This is a genomic window from Streptomyces sp. NBC_01431 (assembly GCF_036231355.1).
Classification (GTDB): Bacteria; Actinomycetota; Actinomycetes; order Streptomycetales; family Streptomycetaceae; genus Streptomyces.
Genome location: NZ_CP109496.1, coordinates 4,035,497 through 4,056,914, shown reverse-complemented (window position 1 = coordinate 4,056,914; position 21,418 = coordinate 4,035,497). Strand labels below are relative to the sequence as shown.

Here is a 21,418-nt window from a genome sequence, read left to right as displayed (position 1 = left end):
TCCCGCTACTTCTTGCGGCGGTGGCCACCACCACTGCGCACCGGCTTCGACCGTGGGGCGGGGAGAATGCCGGAAACCGGGCGGTCGGCCGAGACCACCAGCGCGGCCAGCGCGGTGGTCAACGGCACCGAGGCGACCAGTCCGATCGACCCGACCAGCGTGCGGACCACCTCCTCGGCGACCAACTCGCTGTTGGCCACCGTCCCCACACTGCTCTGCGCGATCGAGAACAGCAGCAGCAGGGGCAGTGCCGCGCCCGCGTACGCGAGGACCAGCGTGTTGACCACCGACGCGATGTGGTCGCGGCCGATCCGGATGCCCGCCCGGTACAGACCGCGCGGGCCCATCGTCGGATTCGCCTCGTGCAGTTCCCAGACCGCCGACGTCTGGGTGACCGTCACATCGTCGAGCACGCCGAGGGAGCCGATGATGACGCCGGCGAGCAGCAGGCCCGACATGTCGATGTTCGGGTAGAGACCGTGGATCAGACCGGTGTTCTCGTCGGTGTTGCCGGTGAGCGCGGCCCAGCCGATGAAGACCGAGCCGAGCAGGCCGATCAGGATCAATGAGGCAAGGGTGCCGAGGACGGCGACGGAGGTGCGCGCCGAGAGCCCGTGGCACATGTAGAGCGCGATCAGCATGATGGCACTCGCCCCGACGACCGCTACGAGCAGCGGATTGGAGCCCTGGAGGATCGCGGGGAGGATGAACAGGGTCAGCACCGCGAACGAGACCACCAGGGCCACCAGCGCCATCACCCCGCGCAGCCGGCCGACGACCACGACCGCCAGCGCGAAGATCCCGGCGAGCAGCGCCATCGGGACCCTGCGGTTCACATCGGTCACCGAATACTGCAGGTCATGGGGCGCGTCGGGGGCGTATGCCACGATCACGCCCTGGCCCTGGTGCAGTTGGCGGGGGGAGTCGGGCTGCACGATCTCGGTGAAGGTGCGGCCCTTCTCCTTGCCGGAGGTGACCTCGACGGTCGCTTTTCCGCACAGCCCCTGCTGGGAGCGGCGAGCCTCCTGGCCCTCGGCGGTGGAGGTGTCGCCGTTCGACGGAGTCTGACCGGCGTTGACCGACTTGCAGTCCACCTTGTCGACTTTGACGACCTTGGCCTGCTGGGTCTGGCGGTCGAAGCCGACGCCGGTGCGCTGGTGTGGCGGGGCGCCGCCGGGCCAGAGCACCACGAGACCGACGACCACCGCCGCGGAGAAAGGAATCAGCACGGCGGCGATGACTTTGCGGAGATGCTTCGACACAGGTGTGGCGGGCCCGTGGCTGTGAGAGTGGCCGTGCCCGTGGCCGTGTCCGCTCGACTGGTGCGGATGGTGCGGTACTGGTGAGGTCACCGCCTGATCATCGCAAGAACGGAGGGGGCCCTCTGTTCAGCGCGCCAGTGATGACGCTAGCGTGGTGACACCTTTGCACACGCGGGAGCTCGGAGCACCGGGCTGAGAGGGCGCTGAAAACCGTACGAACCGTACGGAAGGGCTGCGCCGACCGCCGAACCTGTTACCGGGTAATGCCGGCGTAGGGAGTAGGTCTCAATGACCATTCAGGATGCACGCACGCCTGCCTCCAGCACTGAGGAGAGCGGGAAGTCCATCGGCTGGCACAAGGGGTACGTCGAGGGGTCCCGCCCCGACCTCCGGGTGCCGGTCCGTCAGGTGCACCTCACCAACGGCAAGGACGTGACGCTGTACGACACGTCCGGGCCGTACACGGATCCGAACGTCGAGACCGATGTCCGCCGCGGCCTCGCGCCACTCCGGGAGAACTGGATCATCGGGCGCGGCGACACCGAGGAGTACGCGGGCCGTCCGGTCCGCCCCGAGGACGACGGCATCAAGCACACCTCGCCGCGCGGGGGCCTCAAGAACCTCGACGCGGTCTTCCCCGGCCGCCCGCGCCAGCCCCGCCGGGGCCGCGGCGGCCAGGCTGTCACCCAGCTCGCGTACGCGCGGCGCGGTGAGATCACCCCGGAGATGGAGTACGTCGCGATCCGCGAGAACGTCTCCCCCGAGGTCGTCCGTGAGGAGATCGCGGCAGGCCGCGCGGTGTTGCCCGCCAACATCAACCACCCCGAGATCGAGCCGATGATCATCGGGAAGCGGTTCCTGGTGAAGGTCAACGCCAACATCGGAAACTCCGCGGTCACCTCCTCGATCGAGGAGGAGGTGGACAAGATGACGTGGGCGACGAAGTGGGGCGCCGACACGGTCATGGACCTCTCCACGGGCCGCAACATCCACACCACGCGTGAGTGGGTCCTGCGCAACTCCCCCGTCCCGATCGGCACCGTGCCGCTGTACCAGGCACTGGAGAAGGTCGACGGCCGCGCCGAGGAGCTGACCTGGGACATCTACAAGGACACGGTCATCGAGCAGGCCGAGCAGGGCGTCGACTACATGACGGTCCACGCCGGCGTACTGCTGCGGTACGTGCCGCTGACCGCCCGCCGCAAGACCGGCATCGTCTCGCGCGGCGGCTCGATCATGGCGGCCTGGTGCCTGGCGCACCACAAGGAGTCGTTCCTGTACGAGAACTTCGAGGAGCTCTGCGAGATCCTCGCGGCGTACGACGTGACGTACTCGCTGGGCGACGGCCTGCGGCCGGGTTCCATCGCGGACGCCAACGACGAGGCGCAGTTCGCGGAGCTGCGCACGCTCGGCGAGCTCAACACGATCGCCAAGCGCCACAACGTACAGACGATGATCGAGGGCCCCGGGCACGTCCCGATGCACAAGATCAAGGAGAACATCGACCTCCAGCAGGAGATCTGCGAGGAGGCCCCGTTCTACACCCTGGGCCCGCTGACCACCGATGTGGCGCCCGCCTACGACCACATCACCTCCGGCATCGGCGCGGCGATGATCGCCTGGTGGGGCACCGCGATGCTCTGCTACGTCACGCCCAAGGAGCACCTCGGTCTGCCCAACCGTGATGACGTGAAGACCGGCGTCATCACGTACAAGATCGCCGCACACGCTGCCGACCTGGCCAAGGGGCACCCCGGCGCACAGGAGTGGGACGACGCGCTCTCGGACGCCAGGTTCGAGTTCCGCTGGGAGGACCAGTTCAACCTGGCCCTGGACCCGGACACCGCCCGGGAGTTCCACGACGAGACGCTGCCCGCGGAGCCTGCCAAGACCGCGCATTTCTGCTCGATGTGCGGTCCGAAGTTCTGCTCGATGAAGATCTCCCAGGACATCCGGCGCGAACACGGCGGCGATCTGAAGTCCGACGAGATCGAGGCCGGTATGGCGGAGAAGTCCGCGGAGTTCGCCGCGAGCGGGAACCGGGTGTACCTGCCGCTCGCCGACTGACTCCCGGGGCCGGGTGTTTCACGTGAAACCGGCTGTTTCACGTGAAACACACGCCCACGTCCGGTTGTTCAGTCCGGCTGGTGCTCCGGTCCGCCGAAGTCGGGGCTGGTGAAGTCCGGGCTCGTGAAGCTGGGATGACTGTTGGGGGAGGCGCCGTCGTCGGGGCTGTCGAAGCCCGGACGGTCGTAGCCGAGGGTGGGAATGCGGCCCAGAGGGCGGCGTGCGGCCGGGGCGCTGGGGTCGATGCTCGGGTCGGCGAGCGCGTCGCGCAGGAAGGGGTAGATGCCGCGTTCCAGCACGGCGTGACGCCAGGCCTCTCGGGCGCGGGCGACTTCCTGGGTGCGTTCGTCGGGGGCATCCGCCTCGCTGTCCTCATCGACGGCCACCACCTGGGTCGCGCCGTTGCGCAGCGCGGTGAGCAGCAAGCCGACTCCGGCGGCCAGTATCGCGGCGGCGGTCAGCGCGCCGAAGAACCAGCCCGCCGTCAGCATCGTGTCGGCGAACGAGGGCTGCGGGTGGAGCATTTTCAGGATGTAGCCGACCAGCAGGAAGATTGCGGCGGCGGTGCCGGCGAGCACCGGGGCCAGGACGGTGACGACGGCGCCGATGCCCGCGCCCGAGGGCTCCAGGGCCTCGCCCGCTGATACGAGGACGGAGGCGTCAGCGGCCTCGCCTTCGTCCGGCTGAGTGCGCCGTTGTTCGCGCGCCGCGACGTAGTGCTCGTACTCGGCACTTGCCCGCTCGGTGATGAAGGTGCCGGCGGCGAGCACCATGGTGCGCAACTGCACGGCGTTGAGGCGGTCGCCGATACCGGAAAGCTCGGGCCGTTCATGCGCGGTGCGCAGTGCTTCGTCGAGGATCCGCTCGAACTCCGGACGGTCCTCGGCCAGCAGGTGCGGAGCGCTGTTCATGTGCATCCCCCGATGCTCCGTCGGGCCGGGAAGCCCGCCTGGTGAACGGGCAACTGGGCGGAAACGGAGGAGAGCCTGCTACGGATAACCCGATGGTAGAGCCGCTACGGCACGGGGTGACAGGGTGTTTCCGCAAATGGCATACCCGGCGATTCGCGGAACGCCTTCCCTTTCAACCGTCAGCCATGCAACGGCAGTTGCTGGACCAGCAGCTTTCCGGCCATGGTCACTCCGCCGTCCATGGCGATGGCGAGACCGTCGGCGTACACATGCGGGCCCTCCACCACCGGACGCGAGTCCTCCTCGCCGTCCTCGGTGCCGACCTCGCCCAGGAGGTAGGGAATGGGGCTGTGACCGTGCACGACGCGCTGCCCGCCGTAGGCCGAGAGCAGCTCGCGTGCGGCCTGCGGGCCCGATTCGTCGCGGAACGCGAAGCGCTTGGTGAACTTGCGGAACAGGTCCCAGCACTCGTCGGCGTCGTTGCGCGTGAGAATGGCGTGGACGGTGTCGTTGACCGCCTCGATGGAGTCGCCGTAGTCCAGGTAGGCGGTGGTGTCGGAGTGCATCAGCAGATGGTCGTCCTCCTGCTCGATCGCGTCGAGCCGGGACATCCACTGGAGATGCACGTCCTGGAGCCGGTCCATGTCGGCCTTCTGACCGCCGTTGAGCAGCCAGGCGGCCTGGAAGGTGGCGGTCCCCGCGCCGGAGTTGACCGGCGTGTCGGCGAACCGCTTGGCGCCGATGAGCAGCAGCTCGTGATTGCCCATGAGGGCCTTGCAGTAGCCGCCGGCTGCCGCTGCCTCGGCGGAGAGCCGCATCACCAGGTCGATGACGCCGATGCCGTCGGGCCCGCGGTCGGTGAAGTCGCCGAGGAACCAGAGGCGGGCGGTGCCCGCGGCCCAGTTGCCCGACTCGTCGATGAGGCCCTGCTCGCGCAGGGCGGCCAGGAGTTCGTCGAGGTAGCCGTGGACGTCGCCGACGACGAACAGGGGGCCCGGCCCGTCCGGCGCCTGCGGCGCGACGGGCTCGACCGTCGGCAGCCGCAGGGTGTCCCCCCGGTTGATCACGGGCAGGTCGCGGGCTGTCGGCGTGTAGTCCTCGGAGGGCTCGTCGGCCGGAGTGGCGCTCGCGCCGGGTGCCGGAGGCTGCGCGAGTGGCACGGCGGCTTCCGGGGCGGCCGAGGCCTCTTGGTGAGGCTCCTGGTGGAACACAGGTGCCATCGGCTCCGGCCGGGCGGCCGGTTCCTCCGGGTTTGGTGCGGGGGTCTGTTGTGCGTACGGAGGTACCCGGAAGTCGCGCAACGTCTCCGTCCGCACGGGTCCCTGACCGGCCCCCTGAGTCATCGACCCCTCCACCACCGTCGCGCCGCCGTACACCGTAGGAGCCTCCAGGTCGGGAGGGGAACCGTGGTGTCGTGCGCCCATCATAGGAATGAGCCGCATGCTGTGTGACGCACCAGGGGTGGTCAATCCGGGTGCGGGCGACGTTTGCTGGTTGTTACGTCCCTAATATGCCGGTCTGGTCCCGGCCGATCCCTGCGGTTCGACCAGCTCCCGAGTCCCGCACCGGCCGGTCGGTGGGTGCCGACCGGCCGCGGATCACTCCTTGTTCGGGCCGGGTTGGCCTTTTGCCGGGGAGCGGGGCGGGCTGACCGTGGTGCGAGGCGGACGGCGCTGGGACGAGGTCCGCACGATCAATTCGGTCGGTATCACCTGCTCGATCGGGTGACCGTTGTCGATCCCTTCGATCGCGTCGATGAGGAGCTGGACGACCGTCGTGCCGATGCGGCGCGGTTTGAGCGAGAGCGTGGTGATGGGCGGTTCGGTGGTGGCGTACACGGTGGACTCGCTGCAGCACACGAGGAGCAGGTCCTCGGGCACCCGCAGCCCGTACCGCCGGGCGGCCGCGAGCAGATCCGTCCCGTTGGGGTCGAAGAGGCCATACACGGCGTCGGGCCGGTCCGGTCGGGCGAGCAGCCGGTCGGCTGCGACGGCGCCCGCACAGGGGTCGTGGGCCGGGTAGGACTCGTACACGGGGTCCTGGCCGACGCGTTCGCACCAGCTCAGATAAGCCTCGGTGGACAGCCGGGTGTAGGTGTCGGTGGTGGTTCCGGTGAGCAGGCCGATCCGGCGGGCGCCCGCGGCGGCGAGATGGTCGAGCAGGTCGAGTACGGCGGCCTCGTGGTCGTTGTCCACCCAGGCCGTGACGGGCAGGGAGCCCGCCGGGCGGCCGTCGGAGACGACCGGGAGGCCTTGGCGTACGAGTTCGGTGACGACGGGGTCCTGGTCGGAGGGGTCGATGACGACGGTGCCGTCGAGGGCGACGTTCGACCAGACGTCCGCCGGGCTGCGGCGTGAGGTGGCGGGCAGGATGACAAGGGCGTAGCCGCGGGCCAGCGCCGCCGAGGTGGCGGCTCTCGCCATCTCGGCGAAGTACGCGAATTCGGTGAAGGTGAAAGGTTCATCCCCGTACGTGGTCACGGTCAGGCCGATGAGGCCGGACTTTCCGGTACGGAGCGTGCGGGCCGCTGCGGATGGGCGATAGCCCAGCCGGTCTGCGACCTCGCGGACGTGTCGGCGGGTGGCGTCGGGGAGCCGCCCCTTGCCGTTGAGCGCGTCGGAGACGGTCGTGATGGAGACACCGGCGGCGGCGGCCACGTCCCGAATGCCCGCCCGCCCCAGCCGGCGACCGGTCGACCGGCTCACCTGGTGCTTCCCTGCTGCTGTCATGGCGAGCCGATAGTAGGGCGATGACAGGCGGTTGGCCCTGGTGCATATGCGCGCGTTGACAGACACGTTTCTGCATGATCGAAGCACCTTAATCACCTTGAAATGCAAGGCAGTTGAGGGCAATGACGTAATGGTGGAGGTTGTCGACCCGTACGCGGCTGGTAACTGTCAGAGGTCTCGGCGAGGTCTCAACTCACCCTCACGGGTGATGCGCGCCACGGCGCGAGCCACCGGCGTGCGCACAGAACGGCAGCGCTCCCCCTCCCCGCGCGCCCGCCACGAAACCGGCTCCCGTCCGCTATTCGCAGGGGAGCCGAATCCTCATAAGGTAAGAAGCATTGGATGTGTACGCGGCTGTCCGCGGCGGCGCGCGCAGTACGTGCACGGAACGGTCGAGGAGGACCTGCGGTGAGCGAGACGAGCCCCAAGCTGCGCGCCGAGCTGGACGGCATCCCCACCTACAAGCCCGGCAAGCCCGCGGCGTCCGACGGCCCGGTCGCCTACAAGCTCTCCTCGAACGAGAACCCGTACCCGCCGCTTCCCGGAGTGATGGAGAGCGCGATGTCGGCCGCCGGGAACTTCAACCGGTACCCGGACATGGCGTGCACCGGATTGATGAACGAGCTGTCCGAGCGTTTCGGTGTTCCCCTGGAGCATCTGGCCACCGGCACGGGATCGGTGGGGGTGGCGCAGTCGCTGATCCAGTCCACCTCCGGCCCCGGTGACGAGGTCATGTACGCCTGGCGCTCCTTCGAGGCGTACCCGATCATCACCCAGATCAGTGGAGCGACGTCCGTCCGCGTGCCGCTGACCCCCGGCGAGGTGCACGACCTCGACGCAATGGCCGACGCGATCACCGACCGGACCCGGCTGATCTTCGTCTGCAACCCGAACAACCCGACCGGCACGGTGGTGCGCCGGGCCGAGCTGGAGCGCTTCCTCGACCGGGTGCCCTCCGACGTCCTGGTGGTGCTCGACGAGGCGTACCGGGAGTTCATTCGCGACGCCGAGGTGCCGGACGGCATCGAGATCTACCGCGAGCGGCCGAACGTGGCAGTCCTGCGCACCTTCTCCAAGGCGTACGGGCTCGCCGGGCTGCGGGTCGGTTTCGCGGTCGCCCACGAGCCGGTCGCGGCGGCGCTGCGCAAGACGGCCGTGCCCTTCGGTGTCAGCCAGCTCGCGCAGGATGCGGCGGTCGCCTCACTGCGTGCCGAGGACGAACTGATGGGCCGTGTCGGCGCGTTGGTGTGCGAGCGGAACAGGGTGCACGAGGGACTGGTGAAGCAGGGCTGGACCGTGCCCGAGACGCAGGCGAACTTCGTCTGGCTGCGCCTTGGGGAGCGCACGATCGAATTCGCCGCGGCGTGCGAGGAGGCGGGCGTGGTGGTCCGGCCGTTCGCGGGCGAGGGCGTGCGCGTCACGATCGGTGAGAACGAGGCCAATGATCTGTTCCTGAAGGTCGCGGAGGGCTTCCGCAAGCAGATCTGACGGGCCTCGGGGCTGGTGTCCGCGCCGGGCGCGGGCTCGGTCACCAGCCCTCAGAGGGCGTCTACCCGGATCGGGTCGCCGGAGCGGACCGTGGCCAGCAGCCGCGGGTCGCCGTCGACGCGGCCCAGGATGTTGCAGGGACTCGCGAGCCGGCACTCCTCGCCACGCGAGATGGGAGTGGGGCCGTACGGCAGCGCGAGCGCATCGCCGTCGGTCCAGAACGCCACCGTGCCCGGCTCCACCACCTGCTGGGCGCCCGGCTCCGGGGCGGGGGAGACCGGGGTGTCGAAGTAGACCTCCTCGCCCCAGGTGTGGGCGGTGGAGGTGATCGGGAGTACCCCCGCGAGCGCCGCGCTCGTGGGGGTTTCGTCGAGTGTCGCGGTGAGGCTTCCCGCGGGCCATGAGATGCGTATGCGCAGAGGGTTCTCCATGGCGCAGCATTCAACAATATGTTGAAGCTCTCGGGAAGGGGGTGTCCGCGTTTAGGGACCCCCCCCCCGCTGAAGCATCCGGCAGCCTGTGCGACATAATGCTTGTGAATGTGAACGCGTTCACAAGCTGTCCTGTTGCTCCCATGATCGGTGGGATTAAAAGGGCAAGCTGCGGCTGTGACCACGGCGACGTAAGGAGAGTGACGACGTGGACCTGGCTCTGGCGCCGGAAACCCTGGCGCGATGGCAGTTCGGCATCACCACCGTCTACCACTTCCTCTTCGTCCCTCTGACGATCTCGCTCGCCGCACTTGTCGCGGGGCTGGAGACCGCCTGGGTGCGAACGGGCAAGGAGAAGTACCTCAGGGCGACGAAGTTCTGGGGCAAGCTCTTTCTGATCAACATCGCGATGGGCGTCGTCACCGGCATCGTCCAGGAGTTCCAGTTCGGCATGAACTGGTCCGACTACTCGCGATTCGTCGGTGACGTCTTCGGCGCCCCGCTCGCCTTCGAGGCGCTCATCGCCTTCTTCTTCGAGTCCACCTTCATCGGGCTGTGGATCTTCGGCTGGGACAAGCTGCCGAAGAAGATCCACTGCGCCTGCATGTGGATGGTCTCCATCGGCACCATGCTTTCCGCCTACTTCATCCTGGCGGCCAACTCCTGGATGCAGCACCCGGTCGGCTACAAGCTCAACAAGGCCACCGGCCGTGCGGAGCTGACCGACTTCTGGCACGTCCTCACCCAGGACACCACCCTCGTCGTCGTCTTCCACACGCTGACCGCGGCGTTCCTCACCGGCGGCGCGTTCATGGTCGGTGTCGCCGCCATCCATCTGCGCCGCAAGAAGCACATACCGGTGATGCGGATGTCGCTGCGGCTCGGCCTGGTCACGCTGGTGATAGGCGGACTGCTCACGGCCGTCAGCGGTGACTCGTTGGGCAAGGTCATGTTCAAGCAGCAGCCGATGAAGATGGCGGCCGCCGAGGCGCTGTGGGACGGACAGAACTCCGCTCCCTTCTCGGTCTTCGCCATCGGCGATGTGGCCAAGGGCCACAACGACGTCGAGATCTCCGTGCCCGGAATACTGTCCTTCCTGGCCGACAGCAACTTCTCCTCGTACGTCCCCGGCATCAACGACGTGAACAAGTCGGAGCAGCAGAAGTTCGGGCCCGGCGACTACCGGCCCAACATCCCGGTCACCTTCTGGGGCTTCCGCTGGATGATCGGCTTCGGTATGACGTCGTTCGCCATCGGCCTGGTCGGGCTGTGGCTGACCCGCAAGAAGTTCATGCTGGCGCCGGGGATGCGGACCGGTGAGGACGAAGTGCCGAACCTGGTGCTCTTCAAGAGCAAGCCGCTCGGCGCCCGCCTGACCAAGTGGTATTGGTTCTGCGCCGTCTGGACGCTCGGCTTCCCGCTGATCGCCAACTCGTGGGGCTGGATCTTCACCGAGATGGGCCGTCAGCCCTGGGTCGTGTACGGCGTGCTGCGCACGAGGGACGCGGTGTCCCCCAGCGTCTCGCAGGGCGAAGTCCTCACCTCGATGATCGTCTTCACGTTGCTCTACGCCGTGCTCGCGGTGATCGAAGTCAGGTTGCTCGTCAAGTACGTCAAGGCCGGACCGCCCGAGTTGACCGAGTCCGACCTCAATCCGCCCACCAAGATCGGCGGGGACGACCGCGACCCCGACCGGCCGATGGCCTTCTCGTACTGAGGCTGAGGAGATCGAGGCATGGAACTCCACGACGTCTGGTTCGTACTCATCGCCGTCCTGTGGATCGGCTACTTCTTCCTGGAGGGCTTCGACTTCGGAATCGGCGTCCTGACGAAGCTGCTGGCCAGGGACCGCACCGAGAAGCGCGTCCTGATCAACACCATCGGTCCCGTCTGGGACGGCAACGAGGTCTGGCTGCTCACGGCCGGCGGCGCGACCTTCGCCGCCTTCCCCGAGTGGTACGCGACGCTCTTCTCCGGCTTCTACCTACCGCTGCTGATCATCCTGATCTGCCTGATCGTCCGCGGTGTCGCCTTCGAATACCGGGCCAAGCGGCCGGAGGAGAACTGGCAGCGCAACTGGGAGCAGGCGATCTTCTGGGCCTCGCTCATCCCGGCGTTCCTGTGGGGCGTGGCGTTCGCCAACATCGTGCACGGGGTGAAGATCGATGCCCACAAGGAGTACGTGGGCACCTTCTGGGATCTGTTCAACCCGTACTCGATCCTGGGCGGCCTGGTCACGCTCTTCCTCTTCACCTTCCACGGTGCGGTGTTCGCCTCACTCAAGACGCTCGGTGACATCCGGGAGCGGGCGCGGGCGCTGGCGTTCAAGCTGGGTCTTGCTACGGCCGTGCTGGCGCTCGGCTTCCTGATCTGGACCCAGGCCTCGCGCGGCGACACGAAGAGCCTGGTCGCGATGGTCATCGCCGTACTGGCGCTGGTCGGCGCGATCGGGGCGATCAAGGCCGGGCGGGAGGGCTGGTCCTTCGCGCTGTCGGGCATCACGGTCGCGGCAGCGGTGGCGACGCTCTTCCTGAGCCTCTTCCCGAACGTCATGCCGTCCTCGCTGAACGACGCCTGGAACCTCACGGTCTCCAACGCCTCGTCCACTCCCTACACCCTGAAGATCATGACCTGGTGTGCGGGCGTCGCGACCCCGATCGTGCTGCTGTACCAAGGCTGGACCTACTGGGTGTTCCGCAAGCGGATCGGCACCCAGAGCATCGCTGATGCGCACTGAGGCCTTTGAAGGGCTTCCACCGAGGCCTCGGCGGGGTGTGTTTCACGTGAAACACACCCCTGTGGCCCGACTCTCGTCTTCCAGTTGGGGATGTTTCACGTGAAACCGATCGACCCGCGACTGCTCCGGTACGCCCGTGCCACCCGCTTCTTCCTGGCGGCGGTGGTGGCCCTCGGTCTCGTGGGCGCGGCCCTGATCATCGCCCAGGCGATGCTCATCGCCGAGGTCGTGGTCGGTGCCTTCCAGCACGGCCATGACGCGGCCGGGTTGAGGACGCCGCTGCTGTTCCTGGCGGCGGTCGCGGTCGGGCGGGGTGTGGTCTCCTGGTTGACGGATCTCGCCGCTCACCGGGCGAGCGCGGCGGTCAAGTCGGAGCTGCGAGGGCGGCTCCTGGAACAGGCGACGTGTCTCGGACCCGAGTGGCTGGTGGGACAGCGCACCGGATCGTTGGTCGCGCTCGCGACGCGCGGTGTCGACGCGCTCGACGACTACTTCGCGCGCTATCTGCCGCAGCTGGGCCTCGCCATCGTGGTGCCGGTGGCCGTCCTCGCCCGGATCGTCACCGAGGACTGGGTATCGGCGGCGACCATCGTCGTCACCCTGCCGCTGATCCCGCTGTTCATGGTGCTCATCGGCTGGGCCACCCAGTCGCAGATGGACCGCCAGTGGCGACTGCTCTCCCGCCTTTCGGGGCACTTCCTCGACGTGGTAGCCGGGTTGCCCACGCTGAAGGTGTTCGGACGGGCCAAGGCGCAGGCCGAGTCGATCAGGGCGATCACCTCGGACTACCGCAGAGCCACTTTGAAGACCCTGCGCATAGCGTTCATCTCCTCGTTCGCCCTTGAACTGCTCGCGACGATCTCGGTGGCGCTCGTCGCGGTCGGGATCGGCATGCGCCTGGTCCACGGCGACCTCGACCTCTACACCGGCCTGGTGATCCTGGTCCTCGCCCCCGAGGCCTATCTGCCGTTGCGTCAGGTCGGGGCGCAGTACCACGCGGCGGCGGAGGGGCTCTCGGCAGCGGAGGAGATCTTCGACGTCCTGGAGACCCCACTGCCCCAGGGCGGTGGCGACAAGGTCCCGGCCGGTCCCGTCCGTATCGAAGCCGACGCGGTGACCGTGCGGCACCCCGGACGTACGGAACCGTCCCTGGCGGCCGCCTCGCTCGTGGTGGAGCCCGGCGAGACGGTCGCGCTGACCGGGCCGAGCGGAGTGGGGAAGTCGACGCTCCTGAACGCCGTGCTCGGCTTCGTGGCCCCGCAAGAGGGCGGCCGGATCCTCGTCTCCGGCAGCGACCTCAGCACGCTGTCCCTGACGGACTGGCACGAGCGGATCGCATGGGTACCTCAGCGGCCGCACCTCTTCGCGGGGACGATCGCGGAGAACGTACGCCTTGCCAGGCCGGACGCGGACGATGCGGCCGTGCTCGACGCGCTGCGAGATGCCGGAGCGCACGGCTTCGTGTCCGCACTGCCCAGCGGTGCCGACACCGTCCTCGGTGAGGGCGGCGCGGGACTCTCGGCGGGACAGCGGCAACGCCTCGCGCTGGCCCGCGCGTTCCTGGCCGACCGGCCGGTGCTGCTGCTCGACGAGCCGACGGCCGCGCTCGACGGCGAGACGGAGGCCGGCATCGTCGAGGCGGTTCGCAGGCTGGCGGTGGGCCGCACGGTCCTGCTGGTCGTGCACCGCCCGGCGCTGCTCGCGGTCGCGGACCGGGTGGTGGAGCTTCGGCCCACCGAGTCGACGGCCCGATACCCCGTGCCGGGCGCGGTGCCCCGCCCATCAACTGGCATGAAAGCACGCCCCGTTGAGGTCTCTTCCGTCGACAGCGCGACGGGTGAGGTTCCGAGCGGCCGGAACCCGCTCGCCCGGGTCCGCGTCGCGGCCCGCGGGCTGCGCGGCCGTATCGCCCTCGCGTTGCTGCTCGGCGCGCTGGCGCTCGGCTCGGCCGTGGGCCTCATGGCGACGTCCGGCTGGCTCATCTCGCGTGCCGCACAGCAGCCGCCGGTGCTCTATCTGATGGTGGCCGTCACCGCGACCCGGACCTTCGGCATCGGGCGGGCGGTGTTCCGCTACGCCGAACGCCTCGTCTCCCACGACGCCGTGCTGCGGATGCTCGCCGAACTGCGGGTCGCCGTCTACCGGCGCCTTGAGATGATCTCGCCCGCCGGACTGCGCGAGACCCGGCGCGGCGACCTGCTGTCCCGCCTCGTCGCCGATGTCGACGAACTTCAGGACTACTGGCTGCGGTGGGCCCTTCCGGCCGGGGTCGCCGTCGTGGTGTCCGTGCTGAGCGCCGGGTTCACCGCATGGCTGCTGCCCGAGGCCGGAGCAGTGCTCGCCGCAGGGCTCTTCGCCGCCGGAGTCGTGGTCCCGCTGGTCAGCGGGGCCTGCGCGGGCCGGGCCGAGCGACAGCTCGCTCCGGCCCGGGGGGTACTCGCCACCCGGGTGGCCGATCTGCTCACAGGCACCGGCGAACTGACCGTCGCAGGGGCGCTCGGCCGCCGCACCCGTGAGGTGAAGGACGCCGATGCGGAACTGACCCGGATCGCCTCGCGGGGCGCCGCCGCCACCGCGCTCGGCGGCGGTCTCTCCGCGCTGGTCTGCGGGCTCACCGTGGCGGCCGCGGCGCTGGTCGGAGTGCAGGCGGTCGTGGCCGGACGCCTCGACGGCGTGCAGCTCGCGGTGATCGTCCTGGTTCCGCTCGCCGCCTTCGAGGCCGTGACCGCGCTGCCGCTGGCCGTCCAGGCCCGCCAGCGGGTGCGGCGCAGCGCGGAGCGGGTCTACGAGGTGCTCGATGCGCCCGTGCCCGTACAGGAACCCGAATCGGCCCTCGACGCGCCCGTGTTGCCGTTCCCGCTGGAGTTGCGCGGACTTTCCGCCCGGTACGCCGGTCAGGAGCGGGACGCGCTGCACGACTTCGCGCTGCGACTCACTCCGGGCAGGCGGGTCGCCGTCGTCGGCGCCTCGGGATCCGGCAAGACGACCCTCGCCCAAGTGCTGCTCCGGTTCCTGGACGCCAGGAGCGGCGCGTACGAGATCGGCGGGAGTGATGCGCACCTGCTGAGCGGCGACGGAGTACGGCGGCTCGTGGGGCTGTGCGCCCAGGACGCCCACCTCTTCGACAGCTCCGTGCGCGAGAACCTCCGCCTGGCCCGCACCAACGCCACCGACGGTGAACTGCGCACCGCCCTGGAGCGGGCCCGCCTGCTCGACTGGGTGGACGGGCTGCCGGACGGCCTCGACACCCTCGTCGGTGAACACGGCGCACGGCTGTCCGGCGGACAGCGTCAGCGGCTCGCACTGGCACGGGCGCTCCTCGCCGACTTCCCTGTGCTGGTCCTGGACGAACCCGCCGAGCACCTGGATCTGGCCACCGCCGACGCGCTCACCACGGATCTGCTCGACGCCACCCGCGGCCGTACGACCGTGCTGATCACACACCGGTTGCGGGGCCTGGAGGCGGTGGACGAGGTGGTCGTCCTCGATGAGGGACGGACGGTGCAGCGCGGTGCGTACGAGGATCTCGCGCTGATCGAAGGCCCGCTGCGACGAATGCTGGAACGGGAGCGCGAGACCGAGGGCAACCATTACCCGACTTTCCCCGTCAAATAGGACTAACTAGTCTCAAGGCATGTCAGTGTCGCCAGACCCGAAGAGTCCGACGGGCCACCCGAACATCAAGGCCCTGGACCGCACGGACCAGGATCCGCTCGAAGCGGCGACCCGGGCCACTCGCAGCCTGCAGGGGCTTTCCACCGAGCTCACCGCGCGGGTGCCGCAGTTGCTGGAGGCGATGCGCTCGGTGGGCACCGGACTGGAGCTGCACTCCACGCTGGACCGGATCTGCGAGACGGCGGCCGAACTCGCCGACGCGCGCTACGCCGCGATCGGGGTCGTGGACGAGGAGCGCCGAGGCCTCTGCGACTTCGTGACGTACGGCGTCGGCGACGATGTGGCTCGCGCCATCGGGCATCTGCCCGACGGCCACCGCGGGCTGCTCGGCTGGCTCATCCACCATCCCGAGCCGCTGCGGCTCGCCGAGATCTCCGCCGACCCGCGCTCGGCCGGCCTCCCCCCGAACCATCCGCCGATGCGCACCTTTCTCGGTGTCCCGATCAGCGTTCAGGGGGAGATCTTCGGCAACCTCTATCTGACCGAGAAGCACAACGGGGCCGAATTCACCGATTACGACCTGCACATGGTGCGCGTCCTCGCCACCGAAGCCGGGATCGCCATCGGCAACGCCCGGCTCTACGAAGCGGCGCGCCAGCGCGAGCGGTGGATCGACGGTTCGGTCGCCGTCACCACGGCCCTGCTGTCGGGGGGCGATGCCGACGACGCGCTGGAGGTCGTCGCCGAACAGGCCCGCCATCTCGCGGACTCGGACGCCGGAATTGTGCTCCTGCCGGCCGAGGAGGGCGGTCTGGAGATCGTCGCGGTCTCCTCCGACGACCAGGGTGCCTCCCTCGGTGTGGTGATCCCGCCCGAGAGTCCGGTCGTCTCGACCCTGCTGGAGGGCGAGGCGGTCTTCGTGGAGGACGCCGCCTCCGATTCCCGCATGATCACCAAGCTGGCGGAGCGCTACGGGCCGAGCATGCTGCTGCCCTTGCAGAGCGGCGGCCGTGTTCTCGGTGCGCTCGTCACGCCCCGGGTGCGCGGTGGGCGCCCCTTCAGCGAGGCTGAGCGGATCCTGGCCAGTCAGTTCGCCTCGCAGGCCGCGCTCGCACTGATGATGGCGGAGGCCCAGCGGGACCGGGAGCGGCTCGCCGTGTACGAGGACCGGGACCGGATCGCTCGCGACCTGCACGACCTGGTCATCCAACGGCTCTTCGCCACCGGAATGATGCTGGAGGGCGCCCAGCGCAAGTCGGTGGTGCCCGAGGTGCAGGGCGGCATCGGCAAGGCGGTCGACGAACTCGATGTCACCATCCAGGAGATCCGGACCGCGATCTTCGCGCTCCAGCAGGGGCCCGCCGAGGCGCCCTCCGGGCTGCGCACCCGCGTACTGCGGGAGATCAACATGGCCGCCGTGCCGCTCGGCTTCAAGCCCGCCCACCGCTTCCTCGGCCCCGTCGACACGTTGGTCGGCGAGCTGGCCGGCAAGAACCTCATCGCGGCGCTGCGCGAGGCGCTCTCGAACGCCTTCCGGCACGCCGAGGCCTCCCGGATCGAGGTCACCGTGGATGCCACGGCGCAACTGCCCGACGGCAGCCCGGGGGTGCGGCTGACGGTCGCCGACAACGGGATCGGCATCCCCGCGGGCGGACGCCGCAGCGGACTGCGCAACCTCCAGCGGCGGGCAGAGGCGCTGGGCGGGTCGAGCTCGTACGGAGCCGGCCTCGGGGACGGTGGAGCCGGGACGACGGTGATCTGGGAGGCACCGCTCTGAGCGCTGTTTCACGTGAAACAGCGCTCAGCGGCGCGGGAGCGTTTCACGTGAAACACCCGTCGGCCGCGCTACGAGCCGCGCAAGCTGGGCGGGCAACCCGAGGGGCCGAGTCGTCCTTCGGGACCGACTGGCTTCAGAGGGCCTTGAGGATCTGCTCGATCACGACGGCCACGCCGTCCTCGTTGTTGGCGGCCGTACGAGCGGAGGCGGCGGCGAGGACATCGGGGTGCGCGTTGCCCATGGCGTACGAGGTGCCGGCCCAGCTCAGCATCGCCATGTCGTTCGGCATGTCACCGAAGGCCACGACCTCGGCGGGCGAGATGCCGCGCTCGGCGCAGTACAGGGCCAGCGTGGAGGCCTTGGAGATGCCGGCACCGCTGATCTCCAGGAGCGCGGTGGGGCTGGAGCGGGTGACCTCGGCTCGGTTCCCGACCGCCGTGCGCGCCAGTGCGAGAAAGCCGTCGGGGGTCAGTTCGGGGTGAAACGCGAGCACCTTGAGTACCGGCTGGCACGCCGTATCCGCGTCTTCGGCCAAGATCTTTTCGGCGGGCGAGACGCTCGCCGCCGGGTTCATGTGCATGGGGGGATAGGTGGGTTCGTGGTGGAAGCCGCCGGTACGCTCGACCGCGAATGACGTGCCGGGCGCGACTGCCCGCAGGAGGGTGACGACATCGAGGGCGGCGGACCGCTCCAGGGGCCGCACCATCACGAAGCGGTGTCCGTTGCCCACGCCGTGCAGATCGACGATGGCCGCGCCGTTGCCGCAGATGGCCAGGCCGTGGCCGTGGACGTGGTCGCTGACGACCCCCATCCAGCGGGCCGGCCGACCCGTGACGAAGAAGACCTCGATGCCCGCCTCCTCGGCGGCGGCCAGCGCGGCGACAGTACGGTCGGAGACCGATTTGTCGTCGCGCAACAGCGTGCCGTCCAGATCGGTGGCAATCAACCGTGGAGCGGCCGGCAGGTGCCGGGTTGCCGGGGCGGGGTCCGTAGCGAAGGTCACGGGGTCCATTGTTCCGTACACATGTGCACGGACGTGCGAATGAGCGCACATCTGAGAGCGGACGATGGTGCATCTGAGGCACGGGGGGCGTACGGAAAAAATCTGACGCTCCGGGAAGCACGTGCACGGTGTTGCGGTCGTGGCTTCCGCTTCCGCTGCTTCCTCGTGCACCCTGAGCGGCCACGGGGGCGCATGGATCCGACGTAGGCTCGTGAGCATGCGTCTGAGCACTGTGATTCTTCCGGTACGCCGCTGGCACGACGGCGGTCGTGACGAGTGGCTGCGCGCCGAGGAGCTGGGCTTCCACACCGCGTACACCTACGACCATCTGTCCTGGCGGACGTTCCGTGACGGACCGTGGTTCGGGGCGGTCCCGACCCTCACCGCCGCCGCCGGCGCCACCACCCGGCTGCGTCTGGGCACCCTGGTCACCTCGCCGAACTTCCGGCACCCGGTGACCCTGGCCAAGGACCTGATCACCCTCGACGACGTGTCGAACGGCCGGATCACCCTCGGGATCGGAGCGGGCGGCAACGGCTTCGACGCCACTGCCCTCGGCCAGGAGGCGTGGACGCCGCGCGAACGGGCCGGCCGGTTCGCCGAGTTCGTGACGCTGCTCGACCGGCTGCTCACCGAGGACTCGGTGACGTACGACGGGACGTTCTACTCGGCGGTTGAGGCCCGCACCATCCCGGGCTGCGTGCAGGGGCCCCGGATCCCCTTCGCGGTGGCCGCGACCGGCCCGCGCGGGTTGAAACTGGCGGCGAAGCACGGGCAGGCGTGGGTGACCACGGGCGACCCGAAGCTGTTCGAGACCGGTACGCCCGAGCAGTCCGTCGAGGCGATCCGCGATCAGGTCAAGAAGTTGGGCGCGGCCTGCGACGAGATCGGGCGTGACGTGGGCGAGCTGGACAAGATCCTGCTCACCGGGTTCACCCCGCAGCCCGGCCGCCCGCTGGAATCGCTGGACGCGTTCGTGGACTTCGCGGGCCGGCACTTCGAGCTCGGCTTCACGGAGATCGTCCTGCACGCGCCGATCCCGGACTCCGACTTCGCGGCCGACCCCAAGGTCTTCGAGCAGATCGCGACCGAGGGGCTCGCGCAGCTCGGCCGTTAGCCCTTGGCGCTGCGGACGTGCGCGCTCATCCATGGGGTGAGCGCGCCGAGCACCAGTTCCTTGTAAACCCCGTCGCCGGGCACCGGCACGACCAGCCACCAGCCGGGCGCGAAGAACCGCCCCTGGAGTGGGCGGGCCCACCGTAGAGGGAGCGCGGGAAGGCCGGCGCCAAGTCGCGCGGCACGTCGGTGATCACCGACTCGGTGGTGGGCGGACGCGGATGCCCCATGGAGCCGATCATGGCGTGCAACACGGCTCAGGCCGGCAGCCGGAGGTACTCAGGCGGCACGGCGTCTGTCAGCCACACCCCGTTGGCGCTCACGTGGAAGACATGCCCCGCTCGGTGCATCGCCCCGGCGTCCACGCTCAGCACGACGGGACGGCCGCGGCGGGCCCCGACCTGGCCGGCGGTCTCGCGGTCGGTCGAGAGGTGCACGTGGTGGCGGTCCATGGGGCGCAGGCCCTCGGAGCGGATCGCTTCCAGGTTGCGGGCCACGGTGCCGTGGTACAGGTACGCGGGCGGTTCGGCGGGGGGCAGACCGAGGTCGACGGCCACGGTATGGCCCTGGCTGGCCCGGATGCGATCGCCCCGCACGGCGAAGCGCCGCTTGTCGTTGGTGGCCACCACGTGGTCGAGTTCGGCGCGGGTGATGGGGAAGCGGTGGGCGGCCGCGGCCCGCAGCAGCACGTCGATCTCCACCCAGCCGTTCGGGTCGAGGGCGAGCCCGATGCGCTCGGGTTGGTGGCGCAGGTGTTTCGAGAGGTATTTGGACACCTTCACGGTGCGTCTGTCGTCCGGGAGCGGCCGCGCAAAATCGCCCGGCCTCTCGTTGGAGGTTGTGGCCATACGGTCAGGGTGGCGCGTCGCACAGCGATCCGGCACCCCAATTTCCTTGGTGGCGTGGCTGGTTACGGCTTGAGCTGGTCGGCCGCCCACCGGGCCCACTCCTCGTGCATCGCGCTGAGGCGCTTGCCGTACTCCAGCGCGAGGCGGCCGTGCACCGAGATCGCGTCGTCGCCCCAGTCGATGGCGGCTTCCGCTTCTTTGAGGCCCACGAGCTGGCGGGCCGAGCGTTCGGCCTCGGTCCGCAGATACGTCTGCGCTTCGAGCGGGGTCAGCTCGCCGAGGAAGAAGACGCGGAGCAGCGAGTCGCTGCGCCGGGTGCGGACTGGCTCGACCTCGGTGAGCCAGTGGTGCAGTGCGGCTCTGCCCGACGCCGTGATCGCGTACTCCTTCCGGCCGCGCGGCCCTTCGGCGGACACTTCGACCAGCCCGTTGTCGGCCAGCTTCCCCAGCTCGCCGTAGACCTGGCTCTGGGTCGCCGACCAGACGTGGGCGAGGGAGGTCTCGAACAGCTTCATGAGGTCGTAGCCGCTTGCCGGTCGGTCGGCAAGGAGGCCCAGGACTGCGTGGCGGAGGCTCATGGGAGCCACTCTACATTCCACTGTTGACATGTCAAAGTAGGACCCTCTATATTCGACATATCGAAGTTGGAATGTGGACCGCAGCGAAAGCTCGGAGCAAGGGGGGCCCTCATGAACTACCTGCGCGGATTCATCCCGTGGATCGCGTTCGCCGCCGTCGGCAGCGCACATTGGCAGTGGGGCGCGGTCACTGCCCTCGCCGTGGCCGCCTGGTTCTTCTACAACGACCGCAAGCGCGGAATCTCCGGCGACTCCCTGATGCTTGAGCAGTCCACGATCGCCTTCTTCGCCGTTCTGAGCATCATCGCCTTCGCCTCTCCTGACAGCGGGCTCCGCGAGTACGGCGGCGCGCTGGCCACCGGCTGGCTGGCCCTGACCGCCTGGGCGACGCTGGCCGTCCGTCGGCCCTTCACCACGGGGATAGCCAAGCGGCAGGCGCCGCGCGAGGTGTGGAACCACCCCGTGTTCATCCGGATCAACGTGGTGCTGACCACTGTCTGGGCGGCTGCCTTCACCCTGACCGCCGCCGGGCTCGCCGTCATCGAGGCGGAGTCGCTGGGCAGCGCTGCCTCGATAGCCGTCCAGGCCGCGGGGTTCGCCATTCCCGCGTTCATCACCGCCCAGTACCCGGAGCGCGCCCGCCGCGCCGCCGCCCAGAAGGCCGCCTGAAACGGTCGGCCGGTCCGGGGCGGCTCCTCGGTTATGGGTACGACGCGGCGAGGGACGCCAGTGATCCGGTCATCCTCGACGCGGAGAACGTCTCGGATCCGCCCGTCGCGACGGTCCATCTCCCTCGCCGTGTGCCATTCGGCCTCCACGGCAAGGGGTTCGCCGGTCAGTGACGCCAATCACCTTA

17 protein-coding genes are annotated in these 21,418 nt (G+C 69.3%); 9 read left to right on the top strand and 8 right to left on the bottom strand.

Features of this window, described 5'->3' with window-relative positions; translation table 11 throughout:
- Positions 1–5: 5 nt before the first annotated feature.
- Entirely contained in the window at positions 6–1,352 is a 1,347-nt protein-coding gene (locus tag OG522_RS18615) for a YibE/F family protein (protein ID WP_329464099.1), read from the bottom strand.
- Between the two features lie 198 nt (positions 1,353–1,550).
- On the opposite strand from OG522_RS18615, the gene thiC reads away from it, so the two are divergent.
- Complete coding sequence (gene thiC, locus OG522_RS18610; protein ID WP_329464098.1) at positions 1,551–3,329, top strand: phosphomethylpyrimidine synthase ThiC; 1,779 nt, start codon at positions 1,551–1,553, stop codon at positions 3,327–3,329.
- A 68-nt stretch (positions 3,330–3,397) separates the two neighbouring features.
- Here thiC and OG522_RS18605 read toward each other — a convergent pair whose 3' ends face one another.
- The 3 genes from OG522_RS18605 to OG522_RS18595 all read right to left on the bottom strand — a co-directional run bounded on the left by OG522_RS18605 (position 3,398) and on the right by OG522_RS18595 (position 6,969).
- On the bottom strand, positions 3,398–4,246 hold the full coding sequence (locus OG522_RS18605) for a hypothetical protein (protein ID WP_329464097.1): 849 nt from the start codon (positions 4,244–4,246) through the stop codon (positions 3,398–3,400).
- Positions 4,247–4,419: 173 nt separating this feature from the next.
- Positions 4,420–5,583, bottom strand: a complete 1,164-nt coding sequence (locus tag OG522_RS18600; protein ID WP_329464096.1) for a metallophosphoesterase — start codon at positions 5,581–5,583, stop codon at positions 4,420–4,422.
- A gap of 255 nt (positions 5,584–5,838) precedes the next feature.
- Positions 5,839–6,969: a LacI family DNA-binding transcriptional regulator gene (locus OG522_RS18595; RefSeq protein ID WP_329464095.1), complete on the bottom strand. Its 1,131-nt coding sequence runs from the start codon at positions 6,967–6,969 to the stop codon at positions 5,839–5,841.
- A gap of 408 nt (positions 6,970–7,377) precedes the next feature.
- Between OG522_RS18595 and hisC the strand changes: the two genes are divergently transcribed.
- On the top strand, positions 7,378–8,457 hold the full coding sequence (hisC, locus tag OG522_RS18590; protein WP_329464094.1) for a histidinol-phosphate transaminase: 1,080 nt from the start codon (positions 7,378–7,380) through the stop codon (positions 8,455–8,457).
- A gap of 50 nt (positions 8,458–8,507) precedes the next feature.
- Here the strand turns inward: hisC and OG522_RS18585 are convergent, their stop codons facing one another.
- A complete protein-coding gene (locus tag OG522_RS18585; RefSeq protein ID WP_329464093.1) occupies positions 8,508–8,888 on the bottom strand; it encodes a cyclophilin-like fold protein in 381 nt (126 codons plus the stop codon).
- A 208-nt stretch (positions 8,889–9,096) separates the two neighbouring features.
- Here OG522_RS18585 and OG522_RS18580 point away from each other — a divergent pair, with 208 nt between their 5' ends.
- The 4 genes from OG522_RS18580 (at position 9,097) to OG522_RS18565 (ending at position 17,017) form a co-directional block, all read left to right on the top strand.
- A complete protein-coding gene (locus OG522_RS18580; protein ID WP_329464092.1) occupies positions 9,097–10,605 on the top strand; it encodes a cytochrome ubiquinol oxidase subunit I in 1,509 nt (502 codons plus the stop codon).
- Positions 10,606–10,623: 18 nt separating this feature from the next.
- Positions 10,624–11,625: a cytochrome d ubiquinol oxidase subunit II gene (gene cydB / locus OG522_RS18575; protein ID WP_329464091.1), complete on the top strand. Its 1,002-nt coding sequence runs from the start codon at positions 10,624–10,626 to the stop codon at positions 11,623–11,625.
- Between the two features lie 99 nt (positions 11,626–11,724).
- Positions 11,725–15,240 carry a thiol reductant ABC exporter subunit CydD gene (gene cydD / locus OG522_RS18570; RefSeq protein WP_329464090.1) on the top strand — a complete coding sequence of 1,172 codons (3,516 nt, stop codon included), beginning with the start codon at positions 11,725–11,727 and terminating at the stop codon, positions 15,238–15,240.
- A gap of 19 nt (positions 15,241–15,259) precedes the next feature.
- Positions 15,260–17,017, top strand: coding sequence for a GAF domain-containing sensor histidine kinase (locus OG522_RS18565; protein WP_329464089.1), 1,758 nt, complete (start codon positions 15,260–15,262; stop codon positions 17,015–17,017).
- Positions 17,018–17,150: 133 nt separating this feature from the next.
- Here OG522_RS18565 and OG522_RS18560 read toward each other — a convergent pair whose 3' ends face one another.
- Complete coding sequence (locus tag OG522_RS18560; RefSeq protein ID WP_443074713.1) at positions 17,151–18,029, bottom strand: Cof-type HAD-IIB family hydrolase; 879 nt, start codon at positions 18,027–18,029, stop codon at positions 17,151–17,153.
- Positions 18,030–18,231: 202 nt separating this feature from the next.
- Between OG522_RS18560 and OG522_RS18555 the strand changes: the two genes are divergently transcribed.
- The gene (locus OG522_RS18555) at positions 18,232–19,137 is read left to right on the top strand and encodes an LLM class flavin-dependent oxidoreductase (RefSeq protein WP_329464087.1); all 906 of its coding nucleotides are present in this window, start codon (positions 18,232–18,234) and stop codon (positions 19,135–19,137) included.
- A 256-nt stretch (positions 19,138–19,393) separates the two neighbouring features.
- Here OG522_RS18555 and OG522_RS18550 read toward each other — a convergent pair whose 3' ends face one another.
- Positions 19,394–19,984 carry an RNA 2'-phosphotransferase gene (locus tag OG522_RS18550; RefSeq protein ID WP_329464086.1) on the bottom strand — a complete coding sequence of 197 codons (591 nt, stop codon included), beginning with the start codon at positions 19,982–19,984 and terminating at the stop codon, positions 19,394–19,396.
- 62 nt (positions 19,985–20,046) lie between these two features.
- Entirely contained in the window at positions 20,047–20,562 is a 516-nt protein-coding gene (locus OG522_RS18545; protein ID WP_329464085.1) for a PadR family transcriptional regulator, read from the bottom strand.
- Positions 20,563–20,673: 111 nt separating this feature from the next.
- Here OG522_RS18545 and OG522_RS18540 point away from each other — a divergent pair, with 111 nt between their 5' ends.
- Together OG522_RS18540 and OG522_RS18535 are read left to right on the top strand one after the other, a co-directional pair.
- Positions 20,674–21,231 carry a hypothetical protein gene (locus OG522_RS18540; RefSeq protein ID WP_329464084.1) on the top strand — a complete coding sequence of 186 codons (558 nt, stop codon included), beginning with the start codon at positions 20,674–20,676 and terminating at the stop codon, positions 21,229–21,231.
- Positions 21,228–21,404, top strand: coding sequence for a carotenoid oxygenase family protein (locus tag OG522_RS18535; RefSeq protein ID WP_443074836.1), 177 nt, complete (start codon positions 21,228–21,230; stop codon positions 21,402–21,404). The genes OG522_RS18540 and OG522_RS18535 overlap by 4 nt, the downstream gene beginning before the upstream one ends.
- Positions 21,405–21,418 lie beyond the last annotated feature (14 nt).